General features: G+C 44.4%; 12 protein-coding genes and 1 pseudogene. 9 read left to right on the top strand and 4 right to left on the bottom strand.

The features are described 5' to 3' along the window. Positions 1–93: 93 nt before the first annotated feature. Positions 94–277, top strand: a pseudogene (locus JGK14_RS19685) (ISKra4 family transposase); the annotation flags it as partial. 269 nt (positions 278–546) lie between these two features. After that, positions 547–900, top strand: coding sequence for a hypothetical protein (locus JGK14_RS19680; RefSeq protein WP_293203582.1), 354 nt, complete (start codon positions 547–549; stop codon positions 898–900). Positions 901–960: 60 nt separating this feature from the next. On the opposite strand, the gene fabG is transcribed toward JGK14_RS19680, so the two are convergent. Continuing rightward, positions 961–1,725, bottom strand: coding sequence for a 3-oxoacyl-[acyl-carrier-protein] reductase (fabG, locus tag JGK14_RS19675; RefSeq protein WP_293186385.1), 765 nt, complete (start codon positions 1,723–1,725; stop codon positions 961–963). Between the two features lie 153 nt (positions 1,726–1,878). On the opposite strand from fabG, the gene trxA reads away from it, so the two are divergent. Both trxA and JGK14_RS19665 read left to right on the top strand, forming a co-directional pair. Beyond that, positions 1,879–2,196, top strand: a complete 318-nt coding sequence (gene trxA / locus JGK14_RS19670) for a thioredoxin (RefSeq protein WP_293148879.1) — start codon at positions 1,879–1,881, stop codon at positions 2,194–2,196. A gap of 87 nt (positions 2,197–2,283) precedes the next feature. After that, a complete protein-coding gene (locus JGK14_RS19665; RefSeq protein WP_293186384.1) occupies positions 2,284–2,874 on the top strand; it encodes a hypothetical protein in 591 nt (196 codons plus the stop codon). Between the two features lie 215 nt (positions 2,875–3,089). Here the strand turns inward: JGK14_RS19665 and JGK14_RS19660 are convergent, their stop codons facing one another. Then, on the bottom strand, positions 3,090–5,477 hold the full coding sequence (locus JGK14_RS19660) for an NACHT domain-containing protein (protein WP_293186383.1): 2,388 nt from the start codon (positions 5,475–5,477) through the stop codon (positions 3,090–3,092). 157 nt (positions 5,478–5,634) lie between these two features. On the opposite strand from JGK14_RS19660, the gene JGK14_RS19655 reads away from it, so the two are divergent. After that, entirely contained in the window at positions 5,635–5,838 is a 204-nt protein-coding gene (locus tag JGK14_RS19655; protein ID WP_293193830.1) for a hypothetical protein, read from the top strand. Positions 5,839–5,963: 125 nt separating this feature from the next. Here the strand turns inward: JGK14_RS19655 and prmA are convergent, their stop codons facing one another. Next, positions 5,964–6,854 carry a 50S ribosomal protein L11 methyltransferase gene (prmA, locus tag JGK14_RS19650; protein WP_293186381.1) on the bottom strand — a complete coding sequence of 297 codons (891 nt, stop codon included), beginning with the start codon at positions 6,852–6,854 and terminating at the stop codon, positions 5,964–5,966. Positions 6,855–7,245: 391 nt separating this feature from the next. Then, on the bottom strand, positions 7,246–8,829 hold the full coding sequence (serA, locus tag JGK14_RS19645) for a phosphoglycerate dehydrogenase (protein WP_293186380.1): 1,584 nt from the start codon (positions 8,827–8,829) through the stop codon (positions 7,246–7,248). A 286-nt stretch (positions 8,830–9,115) separates the two neighbouring features. On the opposite strand from serA, the gene JGK14_RS19640 reads away from it, so the two are divergent. From JGK14_RS19640 to JGK14_RS19625, 4 genes are all read left to right on the top strand, one after another. Continuing rightward, positions 9,116–9,622, top strand: a complete 507-nt coding sequence (locus JGK14_RS19640) for a hypothetical protein (protein ID WP_293212816.1) — start codon at positions 9,116–9,118, stop codon at positions 9,620–9,622. Positions 9,623–9,889: 267 nt separating this feature from the next. Next, entirely contained in the window at positions 9,890–10,480 is a 591-nt protein-coding gene (locus tag JGK14_RS19635; RefSeq protein ID WP_325315403.1) for a Uma2 family endonuclease, read from the top strand. 186 nt (positions 10,481–10,666) lie between these two features. After that, positions 10,667–13,972 carry a DEAD/DEAH box helicase gene (locus tag JGK14_RS19630; protein WP_325315402.1) on the top strand — a complete coding sequence of 1,102 codons (3,306 nt, stop codon included), beginning with the start codon at positions 10,667–10,669 and terminating at the stop codon, positions 13,970–13,972. A gap of 15 nt (positions 13,973–13,987) precedes the next feature. Further along, a complete protein-coding gene (locus JGK14_RS19625) occupies positions 13,988–14,818 on the top strand; it encodes an SWIM zinc finger family protein (protein ID WP_325315401.1) in 831 nt (276 codons plus the stop codon). Positions 14,819–14,955 lie beyond the last annotated feature (137 nt).

Raw genomic sequence — 14,955 nt, 5'->3', positions numbered from 1 at the left:
GATTCTAATAATAATTTTTTGTACGGCACTATACTTGATTTACTTTTTTATACATCATACTTAGTGTACCACTTGTTCGACCTTAAGTAAACCGTATTGAATTATGAGCAATTATCATCAGACAAGATTTGTTCCATAGGCTCGGGAGCGGTGGAATCGGCTGTCAAACAAATAGATAGAAGGTTGAAAATTTCGGGAGCTCAATGGTTGAAAAAAATGTCATAACAAGATGCTAAAACTTCGTTGTGCTTACCTCAACGATCTCTTGGCTATTTGAGGCTTTTTCAAAACCGGGATGCTCCCAAGCATGACCGCAGTGAATATAAGATTATAACTAATAACTTATATGCGGTCATGCTTCGCCCTCTTCAAAAACCAGATGCACCCGAAAAAGCGACAATTTTACAGATCCGCACCTTACACATGAGACTAAAGTGTCTCACTCCGCGCAACAATTGTCGTGTAGCAAGAGTTTTTATAAATAATATTAGATAGAGTTGAGAATATAAGTATTGTTAGACTCAAGTATTCAACGGGATAGTTTGTATGGATAATCTCTCCGAGCTTCTCAAAAAAATCAAGAATAAACCTTCAGTCTATTTGGGCAAGGTGTCAATTAGTTGTCTTCAGGCTTTCTTGTCGGGATACAATGTGGCACAGTATCAGCTTGGCGTACCTCTAAAAGAAGAAAACGCTCTAGATGGCTTTCAAGAATGGATACAGAAAAAATTCAATATTGATTCATCTCAATCATGGGCGAATATAATTCTCTTTTTTTCTCAGGATGAGAAAGATGCTTTAAATAGTTTTTTTGAACTATTTGAAGAGTTTTGTCAAAGTAAGAAGGTTGTCGAATCGGGGAAGGTGCACCGACAAGCAACCTACAGAGATTTGAAATAAATTCATAACCGCAGACATCCGCGCTCATCCGCGTGCATCTGCGGTTAAAAATTCCCAAATCTAAGCCATCACCATGCCGCCATCGACATTAAAAACTTGCCCGGTAATATAAGCCGCCGCCGCATCCGCCGCCAAAAACTTCACCATCCCCGCAACTTCCTCAACTTCGCCGTATCTTCCCAGCGGAATGTACTTTAAAATCTCGTCAGATTTGACATCCTTTGTCATATCTGTGGTGATAAAACCCGGTGCAACTGCATTCACAGTAATCGCGCGACTTGCCAATTCTTTCGCCACAGTTTTAGTAAATCCAATGACTCCAGCTTTCGCCGCACTGTAATTAGCTTGTCCGGGATTTCCCATTTGGCCGGCAACCGAAGCAATATTAATAATTCGGCCGCTGCGCTGTTTCAACATGATTTTGCTGACAGCTTTTGTACACAAAAATACGCCGGTGAGATTCAAATCAATCACTGCTTGCCAATCTTCTAGCTTCATCCGCAGCAGCAAAGTATCGCGGGTGATGCCGGCATTGTTCACCAAAATGTCAATTCGTCCCCATTTTTCCATGACATTACTGATGAGTGCATCCACTTGGTCAGTTTTGGAGACATCTGCTGCAAGGGCCACAGCTTCTCCGCCCGCTGCAATAATTTCTGCTACCGCCTCATCAGCCGCAGCGCTTGAACTGGCATAGTTCACGGCGACTTTAGCGCCTTCTGCTGCGAATGCTAAAGCGCAAGCCCGCCCAATTCCCCGCGACGCACCGGTGACAACGGCAACTTGTCCCTGCAATCGCTGATATGTCTCTGGCAATAATTCCATAATTCTGTCCTCAAAATCTATGCTCACAGAATTCTGCCTTAAAATCGATCCAGAACCAAAAAAATTTATACTGACTTATTGAGTTCAGTTGTCACAATTCCCTACTCGTTAAGCCTTCGGGTATAATGGGCGTCCCTTTACCACATTTTTAAGATGGCAGTTCAAAAACAGTTCAACAGTTTTGAAGAGTTACTATCGAGCTCTGATTTGCCTGTACTGGTAGATTTTTATGCTACTTGGTGCGGGCCTTGTCAGATGATGGTGCCGATTTTGGAGCAGGTGAGCGGTCAGACGAAAGATAAGCTCATGGTTGTTAAGATTGATACGGATAAGTACGAGCAGTTGGCGTCGCAGTTTCACATTTATGCTTTGCCGACTTTGGTGCTGTTCAAAAATGGTGTTGAGGTCGATCGCATTGAGGGAGTATTGCAACCGGCGCAGTTGATCGATCGACTGCAACCTCATTTGTAACCACCGCCGATTATCTCACAGGCTTGGTGCGTCAGCCAATATCTGATACATTATCAACAAAATTGTCGTAGCTGACGCACCCTACCTATGAAAACTCCCAGTCACGCGATTATCAATCTAGCTATTCTGGGTAAACCGCAACAGCCGCAATTTAATCTGATTATTGCGATCGGCGGAATCTTACCCGATATCCCGATATTTTTATTTTACTTTTGGGCGAAGTACATTGCTCGCTTGCCGGAAGCTACAATTTGGTCAAAAGCATATTACGAGCCTGTTGTCCAGAATATTGTGGCTTTGTTTCATTCTATCCCCCTAGCTGCGATCGGCTGGGTAATTGCTTATTATTTTGGCTGGCAAAGCGTGCAAATTTTGTTTCTGAGCATGATTCTGCACTCTTTGGGAGATTTGCCAGTGCATAATGACGACGCTCACCGACACTTTTTCCCGTTCAGTAATTACCGTTTTATCAGCCCGCTTTCTTATTGGGATAGAAATCACTACGGCTCGATCGTTTCTTTTGTTGAAATGTTGCTAGTGTTGCTGTCATCCTATCATGTTTTTGGTTTGATTAACTCTTATGTTGGCAAGGGATTGTTGATTTTAGTTAATTGTTTTTATTTAATTGGATATGTGTTGTTTTACGTGCGGTCTATAATTAAAATTAGTTTTCTGTAGTGTGGAATTATATCCTGAAATTCAAAGGTTCTGCTGTACCTCATCAAGCGTGAGAAGCGCTAGAGATTTATAGTGCTATTTTATGAAGTCGATCTAATACAAACCGTTATTGCACTCGATCGAACGCGATATCAAATCCAGAAAGAGGCGATCTGGAATGTCTAGTTAGGGCTTGCTGAATAATCGATCGCAAACCAATACCAGGAGCGATCGATCTATTCTGATTCTTCGCGTTTGCGTTTTTCAATTTCTGCGATCGGCAACAATAAATTCTCCTCAATTTCTTCTCGCACACTACGGCTAACGTAGCAATCGCTATTGAGGCAATCTAGTAAAAAATTATTAGCATCATAGTATTCTTTAATCATTTCAATCTGCTGTTCGCTGAACTGCCAATCACAACCTAATCCACGATATTTAATCATTATTTTTCTTAGCTGCTCAGTCCAAGTCGATTGTACACTTGTCCAAATTTTCTGAAATTTTTGTTCGTTTTTTTTAGGATCTGGGAAATCAGGCAGATATTTTATAAGTGCTTCCATGTCATTTTTTAATGAATAGCTGAGCTGGTAGTGCTGAACTATATCATTTACAAGATCGGCGAGCGCATTTTTCGGTGAGAACCAACAGCAGTTACTAAAACTAAATAGTCGATATAATGCTACATCGAAGTCTAAACTAAAAATACCTTCCATTCCATCACGCGAAATTCTAAATTTATCCATTAAATCTATAGGTTCATCTTCATAAAAAATATGCAATCCGTAAACACATTCAAGACTAAAGTAAAAAACTCTGAGAGCAACAGGCTGATAAAAATCATCGTTGATTTTTAAAGATTTTAAATATACCCAATACAGAAAGTTTTGCAAGGCAATATCGACAGACATTATAGAATCGACTTTTCTCTTCATCAACAACAGAAATGTAGTTGATTCTGCAAGCATTTCAATAGTTAACAAAAAAACTTCACGCCAGCGAACTTCTGTCAAACGTTCTACTAATTTATTCAGTATTGGATCGTCTATTGATGAAAAATTGCATTGAGCAACAATATATTTTGCAGTAAAGTATTCATGGAACGTTAGGTGCGAGAAGGAATAGATGCTACGGGCGCGTTCCACAAATAAGCCATGCTGTGCCTCAATAGATTTTAGGACAACTTCACTGTCTAGATCGAGGGTTTGCTCATCAGTGCTAGCTCCGGGTAGGTTTTCAATGAATTCGCGGATTTGAAGCTCAATACCTTTTTGCTTGAAGAAGTAATTTCCAGCTTCAAAAGTACGATAGGCAATCTGGCTGAGTAAGTCTTCTTTGCGTTTCAGGGACAACTTTTTGTAGACTTCATCGCGATCGATATTGCGTTTGATGTCCCATTTTTTTAGCAACACATCTACCCCGTTTTGATAGAGTTCGGCACGGTTGGCGGGAAAATCACCAGAATCTTCAAACACTAAGCAAAGCAGAGTAAGCAGCAATGGATTGCTTGCCAGTTCGTAGATAGGTGAGTTTTCTATCAGTTTTTGGATAAAGCGATCTGCTTTGACTGCATCCTGTTTGCAGTGAAACCATTTTTTGGAGAAGTCGGCAATCTGAACATCATCAAAATCGGCAACTTCAACTTCTGTAAACTGTTGGAAAGTGTATTCGCGAGCAGCGATGCGGCAGGTGATAACAAAGGCATTGCGGGAGTAGTTATCGGCGAATTGCTGAATTTGGCGCAGGACTCGCTTAGCATCAGTTTCGCGCACTTCATCTAATCCATCCAGGAAGATTAGAGTGCGTCCGTTTTCTAAGATTTGTTGAGTGGGTGTTGGAGTTTGTAAGGATGAAAAATTTTTGATTTCTGCGGGAGACGAAATTAATGAATTAATGTATGATATCAAGTCTGGTTGTCCATCAGCTTCAGCAAAATCTTTGAGAGTGATGAAAATAGGAACGCGATGAACTTGGAGTACGCTGCCAATACATTGAATTGCCAAATGCTTGAGGAAAGTAGTTTTTCCTGCACCTGGTTTTCCAAGGATCATCAGTTTGTTGTGTTTTTCAATAGCTTTTAATCCCGGAACACGCTGCTCTTTAACAGATCCAAGGCTAAAGCGATCGAACTCTTGTGGTGAAACTTGTTGTGGTAGTTGAGAAAGCTGTAGTCGTTTGCGTCCAGTAATTTTTTCTAGAATGTTGACGTGGGTATAAATGTCGTTAAGTCCGATTGGTTGGTTCATGTCTAACACGCGCATCGTGCCACAACGTTCTTGAATGATTGGACGAATGCGCTGGCGCATCTCTTCCACCAACTCATCAATCCCACTTACATTGTTGCTGAAACATAAAGTTTCAGAAAAGTTTGATTTCTGATATTCATTCAGTAGGAAATCGTGCAGTTTTCGGAGTTTACCCGGTCCTTTACCACCTATGCTGAACTTTCTATACACTCCGTTCATCCGGGTTCCAAATGCGGATTCCGAGATAAACATAGTTTCTGCAATCTCTAAATTACTTTCCTTGCCACTAAAACGTGCAACGAAAGCTTCCTCTTGTTCAGGAGAGAGGTCATACTTCTTAGCTAGTTTGGCAAGAAACTCACGCGGGAATGACTGCATTGATTGAAATTAAAGCTTTACAGCTATTCTAGCCACTACTTTGCGATTCTTGGAGACAAGTCAGTCAAAGTCAGCCAAAGTCAGCCTAATGTTTGGATGAAATCTCTCAAATCCTCTTGGGACAGTGGGTTTATGCAATTCACAAGAGGTCTAAGCGATGTCTGGCAACAACAAAAAGAAATGGCTTAAGGTAATCGAGTTTGCTATGGTAGGCATTGCTACTTGGCTCAATCCCCATGCAGGATTTTTGCTCTTTCTGCTCCGGTTTTGCTTTCAAATCCTGGCAGCGTTACAGAAAGATGAGCAGAGTGAAACAGACACAAGCAAACTAACAAGCCTGCACTTGCGCGATCGCAAGTAATACTAAGGGGGAGCGATCGCGTGCAGGTCGCTTCCTCATATTTCACTTACATTAAAATAGAAAAAGACATTTCAGATCGATTCAAGCGATATCTCGATCTTTAACAATTTCCCAATTTCTAATTGTTAACTGCGCCGAATATTAAAACAGCACCAATCTTCGCGCTTCCACAGAGTAGCGACAATCCAACCGTGTTGTTCGAGAGTGTCTGCAATTGGTTTGGCTTGTTCGAGTAAAATGCCGCTGAGAACTGCCCAAGTTGTGGGCTTGCTAATGGCGGTGAACTGCGGGATTAAATCAATGATTACTTCGGCTAAAATATTGCACATCAAACCGTCGATCGGGCCGCCCGTCATTTCGATCAGCCGATCGATACTTCCGAGTTCTGCCACCAACTGCTGCGGGTTAACGCGGTTGAGTTGTCGGTTGCTGATGGTCGATCGCACTGCCAAAGGATCTGTATCCAGAGCATAAACTTTTGTGGCGCCCAGCAACACCGCGCCGATCGACAAAATACCCGATCCGCAGCCGATATCAGCAACTACACATTCTTTGTCGTCAAAACCGAGGCGCATTTCCAGCGACTCCAGACAGAGTTGAGTCGTAGCGTGAGCACCCGTACCGAAAGCAACACCGGGATCTAAACGCAAGATTACGCGATCGGTATCAGTCGGTGGGGGAAGCCAAGCCGGATTAATTAAAAAGCGATCGCCCACTTCTTGAGGCTGCCACTGCTGCTTCCAAGTGCTCCCCCAGTCTTCATCTTCTATCAAATCCCACTGCATCGCAGGCAAGGGCAAACCCGCACACAAAGCATCTTGGCGCAGCCACAAAGACAGGGCCGCCAAATCCAACAATCCCGCTTGTTCCTCGGGCAAATAAGCCGACATCAGGCAGGAATTGCTTTTAATCTGAGTGGCAGTTCCCCGACAGTTAAACCGTTCCAGGCGCCAAAAGATGATATCTTCCAGCGCCGGATCGCAAAGAATTCTAATTTCCCACCAGCTATGTGCCATGACTATTTTAGATTTTAGATTTTAGATTTTAGATTCGCCCGTCAGGAACTGGATACTGGGAACTGAAGAGTGAGAAATGACGATTGACTAATAGAAAAATTCCAACTTTTTTGCCAATTAACAATGACCAATCACTTATTACCAATTATTCAGTCCTTGCATCCAAAATCTAAACCCCCCAAATCCTTCAAAGAGTTAGCGTCTAACGATTTTAGATTTTAGATTTTAGATTTTAGATTGTGGGAACCTAAAATCTAAAATCCTTCAAATAGTTACCGTTTAACGATTTTAGATTTTAGATTGTGGGAACCTAAACTCCAAAATCTTTCAAAGAGTTACCGTTTAACGATTTTAGATTTTAGATTGGGGAACCTGAAAAATCTAAAATCCTTTAAAGATTCACCGTGTAAGCATCCCGAATCCCAGGAACTTTCATAATTTCAGCCAATATACCCTCTGGTAGAGGGTCATCAAGGCTCAAAACCATCACTGCATCGCCTCGCACGATTTTACGGCCTACTTGCATACTGGCAATATTGACATTAAAACTGCCCAATTGGGAACCAATTTTTCCAATAATCCCCGGCATATCGCGGTGCAAGGTAAACAGCATATGGTGCGTCGGGCAAACGTTGACTGGGAAATCGTCAACGCTGGTAATCCGAATTTCGCTTTCGCCGAGGACTGCACCCGTGACTGTGTGTTCGCCGAGAGTTCCCTTAGCACAGAGGCGTAGAGAGCCTGTGTAGTCGCGAATTGAGGCGTCTCTGGTTTCCACGACGCGAATTCCGCGTTCTTTGGCTTCAATGCTGGCGTTGACGTAGTTAACGCGCTCTCGCAGGGCTTGGGAGAGCAGGCCTTTGAGGGAGGCGACGACTACGGGCTGGCTTTGGTTGCTGGCCAATTCGCCTTGGAGTTGGACGTTGAGGTAATCGACTCGGCCTCCGGCTAGCTGGCTGACGAGGTTGCCGAGGGTTTCGGCGAGTTGCAGGTAGGGTTTGAGTTTTTCGATCGAGTCTGGGTAAATTCCTGGGATGTTAACAGCCGATCGCGCCGGCAGTCCCAACAGCACATCACGAATTTGTTCGGCAACGTCGATCGCCACATTCACCTGAGCTTCAGCCGTAGAAGCTCCCAAGTGAGGCGTCAGCACGATGTTTTGGCCGACATTCCGCAACGGAGAATCAGCTTCCAGCGGCTCATGTTCGTAAACATCGATCGCTGCACCGGCGATCTGGCCTGATTTGATAGCTTCTGCCAGGGCTGCTTCGTCGATGATGCCACCTCTAGCGCAATTAATGATCCTGGCCGTGGGCTTCATCTTTGACAGCACATCAGCGTTAATTAAGTGCAGAGTTTCCGGCGTTTTGGGGATGTGCAGGGTGATGTAGTCGGATTCGCGCATCAACAGTTCGAGCTCTACCAAGCGGCAGCCCAACTGTTCGGCTCTTTCAGTAGAGATGAAGGGATCGTAAGCGAGCAGTTTCATGCCCATTGCTTTGGCTGCGGTGGCGAGGTGGGAGCCGATTTTGCCCAAACCGACGATACCGAGGGTTTTTTTGTAAACTTCTACGCCGATAAAGCGGTTGCGCTCCCATTTACCGCTTTTTACAGAGGCGTTGGCTTCGGGGATGTGGCGGGACATCGAGAGCATCATGGCGATCGCGTGTTCGGCTGCTGCGATCGTGTTGCCTTCGGGGGAGTTGACGACTACAATTCCTTTGCGGGTAGCGGCGGGTACATCGACATTATCTACGCCAACGCCCGCTCTACCGATGATTTTTAGTAGATTTCCGGCTTCAATGATTTCTTTGGTAACTTGGGTGCCAGAACGGATCATTAAAGCATCGTAATCTGGAATAATTCGCACGAGCTCTTCGGCTGAGAGTCCTGTGTTTACGTCAACTTGTGCGACTTGGGAGAGGATGTCAATTCCGGCTTGGTCGATCGGATCGGATACTAGAACTTTAGGCATAGCAAGCAATTGAGTGCAATAGTAAAAATAGCCCTGTTGGCGAGCTCAAAGTTGAGACTTATGACTTAGAGCAGAATCTAACAGCTCAGCTCAAGCTTGCCTTTGTGCAGTTTGAATTGTATCCGTATTCGGTCAAGGTCGGTCATTTTTGCGTGAAATATTTTACCTTTGCGGGCGATCGTCCTGGGCGATCGTCTTAAAAACGCCCAATTGCTTAGCTAGCAAGTCTTTTCAGGCTATAATAAATTCCGGGTATTGAAGCCTAACTATCAGGAATTATTGTCAAATGAATTATCTTATCGCCGTACTGCCCGATCGAATGCAAGCCGAAGCTGCCTATTGCGCCCTCGAAAAAGAAGGCTTACCCATGAAGCAAGTCAGCATTTTGGGACGGGGCTACAAAACTGCTGATGAATTTGGCTTAATCGATCCCAACCAGCAAGCAAAGAAACAAGCTAAACTCATGGCTGTTTGGCTGATACCGTTTGGCTTTATTGCCGGCGTTACTTTCAGCTTGATGACAGAGTTGAAGACTTTTGCATGGGCGGGCGAAATTGGCGATCACGCGATCGGCGGAGTGCTAGGTGCGATCGCGGCCGGAATGGGCAGCGTTTTTGTCGGCGGTGCGGGAGGAATGGCTTTTGGTAGCGGCGATGCTTTGCCCTATCGCAACCGTTTGAATGCGGGCAAATTTTTGATTGCAGTTAAAGGTACTGACGCTTTAACCGAGAAAGCTGCTAATGTTTTGCAGCAGTTTGAACCGGAAAATATGCAAGGTTATACAGAAAGTTAATTGTCATCTGCGTTCATCTGCGTTCATCTGCGGTTAAAACTTCCAAGTTAGTATTATGGCAACCGGTGCAGCGGCTTGTGCAAGCAAATATGTGTGTAGGGGCGAAGCATGACCGCAGAAAATAGGAGATTATAACTAATAACTTATATGCGGTCATGCTTCGCCCTCTTCAAAACCCAGATGCACCCTAGGTAAAAATCTAATATTGACTTGGATTCAAGTTGTGTTACCAGAATATTTGACCTTACTTGATATTTGGAGAAACCGATGGAAATCCCAACGATCGCTTTATCTTCTCCCCTGGAATTAACAATTGATCTAACTGACGAACAATTTTTTAATTTGTGTCAAGAAAACCGAGATTTGAGATTTGAGCGTACTTCTAGTGGAGGATTAATTATTATGTCGCCTACTGGTAGCGAGACTGGTAATCGCAACATTGACTTATCCTATCAACTTCAATCTTGGAGCCGTCAAAATAAACATTTGGGAATTGCGTTTGATTCTTCTAGCGGATTTAAACTGCCAGATGGTACTGATATTTCTCCCGATGCTGCTTGGATTCGGCGCGACAGATGGGATGCTTTAACTTCCGAAGAAAAAGAGAAATTTGCACCGATTTGTCCCGATTTTGTGGTGGAATTGCGATCGACTACCGATTCCCTAGAAAAATTGCGAGCTAAAATGAGATTGTACATGAAAAATGGAGCTCGTTTGGGCTGGTTGCTCGATCGCAAAAATCGGCAAGTAGAAATCTCCCGTCAAGGTAAAGAAGTAGAAATTTTAGATGCACCTCGAACTGTCTCCGGCGAAGATGTGCTGCCAGGTTTTGTGTTGGATTTAACTGATATTTTCTAGATTTGTAAGAAGACTCGGCGGTTGAAACCGCGTCTATACAAGCACTCACGTGCCTCCGCAGGTTAAAGAAGCCTCGGCGGTTGAAACCGCGTCTATACAAGCACTCACGTGCCTCCGCAGGTTAAAGTCCTATATTTTCTAATTCATGATATGATAGGCTGCCAAAGGTTGCGTTTGGTATAACCTATGAAAATCCTCCACGGCACTTGGATTCCTCAAACAGAAGAGAGTTTTGTTCAAGCTGGAACGTTTTATATTTGGGTTGAAACCACTGAAATAAAAAAACAGCCTGCTAAGGTTCATCCCCGACAATTGGAGACGGCAGAGTTAACAGAGTTTCTAACGAAAGAAGCCGGGATTCAACTGCCACCAGTCAGCAATACAAGTGGGATGGGACTAGAATATGCGATCGCCCCTCGCTACTTTTTACTCCCCACTGCCAATAACCAGCCGTTACCATCTTTAGAGTTAGCGCGATATTTAGAGACAGAATTACCCGAAACATTTGAGTTGGAGTATTGGGAAGTCGATTGTGTGTCCATCGCCACCCACACTTTGACTAAAGTATTGAACGATTTGCATTTTTTTGCCCTCTACGATTTAGCAGAAGTTCAGTTTGGTTCAGATTTGCTGTTTTGGTATCACTACACCCAATTTTTTAAGCAAATTGTTCTGAAAGATCATTATATTCCAGCGTTGCGCTACCGAGAAACTGCTCCGATCGCGATCGCACCCATCGAAACATCGGAACCCGCTGAGAAAGCCACGCGCGGGCGCAAGAAAGCGGGTGAAACAAAAACAACCGCAAAGACTGCAAAAGCTCCAAAAACACCTGCCAAAATTGCACCCAGCTTTGAGATTTATCCGGGATGGGAAATTGTTTCAGCGCAGTACGAAACAGAGTTACAACGCTATGTTGAATGGATGCCTTTAGTTTGCGCGTCCGGTTTTCGGAAGATCCAGCTACAAGATACACCAAAGTTCTACGATCGCGAAACATTGCTGCGTAATTTTTCAGAATGTGCGATCGCCGAAATTGTCACTCAAACCCCCATCCCAGCATCGTTTGAAAATAAGATTGCGGATTCTTTACTGCAAATCTGCCTCAACCAAACACGAAAAATCGCGCGAGTCAGCCTCGAACAATACCGGCAATGGCAAACCTGGCGCGATCGTATTACGCGCAATCAATCTGCTGACTCATTCTCCCTCTGCTTTCAACTACAATCCCCCGAAAACCCCGAACAGCCTTGGGTTTTAGAGTTTCAGGTAGCCGCAAAAAAAGACCCATCTCTGCGGGTGCCGTTGCAGGATTATTGGCGATCGCGATCGACTCAACAAAAACAGTTGCAAACACAATTCGGCGACAACTTTGAGCAACATTTGCTGACAAATCTCGGCTACGCTGCGCGGATTTATCCCCTACTTTGGCAGGGGCTAGAAACCGACAAACCCGCTCACATTTCCCTCAACGTAGACGATGCTTTTACCTTCCTCAGCGAGTCCGCTTGGGTATTAGAAGATGCCGGATATAAAGTCATTGTCCCCGCTTGGTGGACGCCGAAGGGACGACAACGGGCAAAGATTCGCCTGCAAGTCAAAGGAAAGGGCAGCAAAAGCGCTGCAATCAAGGGCAAGGGATTGTTTTCGGCAGATTCCTTGGTGGAATATCAGTATGAATTGGCGATCGGAGGCGAACGAGTTAGCGAACAAGAATGGCAGGCGTTAGTTAATAGTAAAACGCCGTTGGTACAGTTCCGAGGACAATGGATGGAACTGGACAAAGATAAAATGCAGGAGATGCTGAATTTTTGGCAAAAACATCGCGAAGAGAATCCAGATGTCAGCCTGATTGACTTTATGAAGTTGACGGCAGAAGGAGAAGCTAGTGAAGATTTGGAGGTAGAGCGCGATCGGGCTTTATCGGATATGTTGGAGAAGCTACACGACAAGAGTCGGCTAGAGTTAATTACAGATCCAGTAAGGTTTCAAGGCAAACTCCGGGATTATCAAAAGCGCGGTGTTTCTTGGTTGAGTTATTTGGAAAGCCTTGGATTAAATGGCTGTCTTGCCGACGATATGGGTTTGGGTAAATCGGCGCAGGTAATTGCTCGATTATTGCAAGAAAGAGAAGTTTTATCTACTAGCAAAGAGACGGAACAAGGAACGGAAAAGAAGACAAAAAAAGGGACAGAAAATCAGATTTTACCCACGCTGCTAATTGCGCCCACTTCCGTAGTCGGCAACTGGCAGAAGGAAATGGAAAAATTTGCTCCAGAATTGCGATCGCTGATTCACCACGGCCCTCAACGTTTGCAAGATGCCAAAGCATTTAAAGCCGCCGTCCAAGATTGTGATATGTTGATTACTTCCTTTACCTTGGCGCGCAAAGATGAGAAGCTGTTGAGCAGCGTAGCGTGGCATCGGCTGGTAATTGATGAAGCGCAGAATATTAAAAATCCGAAAGCGGCGCAAACCAAGGCGATTTTAAAGTTACCCGCTACCCATCGACTAGCATTGACTGGAACACCTGTAGAAAATCGCTTGTTAGATTTATGGTCAATTTTTAATTTCCTCAATCCCGGATATTTGGGGAAAGAGGCGCAGTTTCGGAAAATGTTTGAATTACCGATTCAAAAACATGGGAGTCGCACGCAATCAGCCGCGCTCAAAAAATTAGTAGAACCTTTTATTCTGCGCCGTCTGAAAACCGATAAGTCAATTATTCAGGATCTCCCCGACAAAGTTGAGCAAAAACTCTACTGCAATCTCACCCGCGAGCAAGCTTCGCTTTATGAAGCCATTGTGAAAGAGGTAGAGCAAGAAATTGACGCGGCTGAAGGAATGAAGCGCAAGGGGATGATTTTGGCGACGCTGCTGAAGTTGAAGCAAATTTGCAATCATCCCCGCCAGTTTTTGCAGGATGAAAGTGAGTTTACACCAGAGCGATCGCACAAACTGGAACGGCTGATCGAGATGATTGAGGAAGTCAAAGCCGAAGGCGAAAGTTTATTGGTGTTTACGCAGTTTACCGAATTGGGAAGCGCGTTAGAAAAATACATCAAACACACGCTACATTATAACACTTATTACATCCACGGCGGAACGAGTCGCGAAAAACGGGAACGGATGATTTCAGAGTTTCAAGATCCAGAATCAGAACCTTCGGTATTTATTCTATCACTGAAGGCCGGCGGTGTGGGAATTACCCTGACAAAAGCCAATCATGTATTTCATTTCGATCGCTGGTGGAATCCGGCGGTGGAAGATCAGGCGACGGATCGGGCGTTTCGGATTGGACAGGAAAAAAATGTGTTTGTGCATAAGTTTGTGGCAATTGGCACTTTGGAAGAAAAGATTGACCAAATGATTGAGGACAAAAAGAAATTGGCAGGTTCAATTATTGGTGCTGATGAATCGTGGCTGACTGAGTTGGATAATGAGGCATTTAAAAAGTTAATTAGGCTCAATAAAAATGCAGTTTTAGATTAGGATAAAATCAAAAATATGTCACAATTTACTCGGACTTGGTGGGGTAATGAATTTATCAGCGCGTTGGAAAGATTTACCGATTCTGGGCGTCTCGGGCGGGGACGTTCCTATGCACGAAATGGTAAGGTAAAGAGCTTTAAAATGAATGATGGCTTAGTGATGGCAGAAGTCAGGGGTTCGGTTAATCCTTATTTTGGGGTTTATAAGGAGCCGCTGTACAAAACTAAAATTGAGTTTGAGCCGATTAGTCAGGAAAAGTGGAAATTGGCGATCGCCCAAATGGCATCAAAAGCCAGCTTCATTTCCCGCTTGCTGCTCAACGAAATGCCCGACAACATTGAAAACGCTTTCTCACCCCTCGGATTGCACCTGTTACCCAGCAGCCGTGAGGACTTTAAAACCACTTGCTCTTGCCCAGACTATAGCAATCCCTGCAAACATATTGCCGGAGTCTATTATCTGGTGGCGGCCGAATTGGACAAAGATCCATTTTTGCTGTTTGAATTACGCGGACTTTCTAAGGAAGTGCTGCACCGCGAATTGGGAAAAACGCCTTTGGGCTTGGCGCTTTCTGCCGAGTTGACGGCGGATGCAGCGGCCCCTGTGGCGGTGGATTCCTATTACACGCAGGCGATCGCCAATGAAGCGCAAACTGTCAGCCTGAGAGAGTTTTGGCACGGTGCGAAGCGGTTGCCGCAGACGATTGATGTGGGGGTGCAAAGTGGCGTAAGTGCGATCGTGGTGAAAAAGCAGGGAGATTTTCCGCCGTTTTGGCATAAAGATGGTTCATTTATTGAGGCGATGGAAGAGCTGTATATGCGGGTGAAAACGAAGAATAAATTGTAAAATTTGACAATGCGCGATTGCTGATTAACATCATGTCCGGTAGCGCAATAAACAAGGTTCGTAGTGCGGACTTCAGTCCGCTCTTAAAATGCGGACTGAAGTCCGCACTACCAACCATTTTTGTTAAGGTAATCGAT

It is taken from the genome of Microcoleus sp. PH2017_28_MFU_U_A (assembly GCF_020738035.1).
Taxonomy (GTDB): Bacteria; Cyanobacteriota; Cyanobacteriia; order Cyanobacteriales; family Microcoleaceae; genus Microcoleus.
Note: the sequence above shows the minus strand (reverse complement) of the source record. Positions and strands in the feature narration are given on the sequence as shown.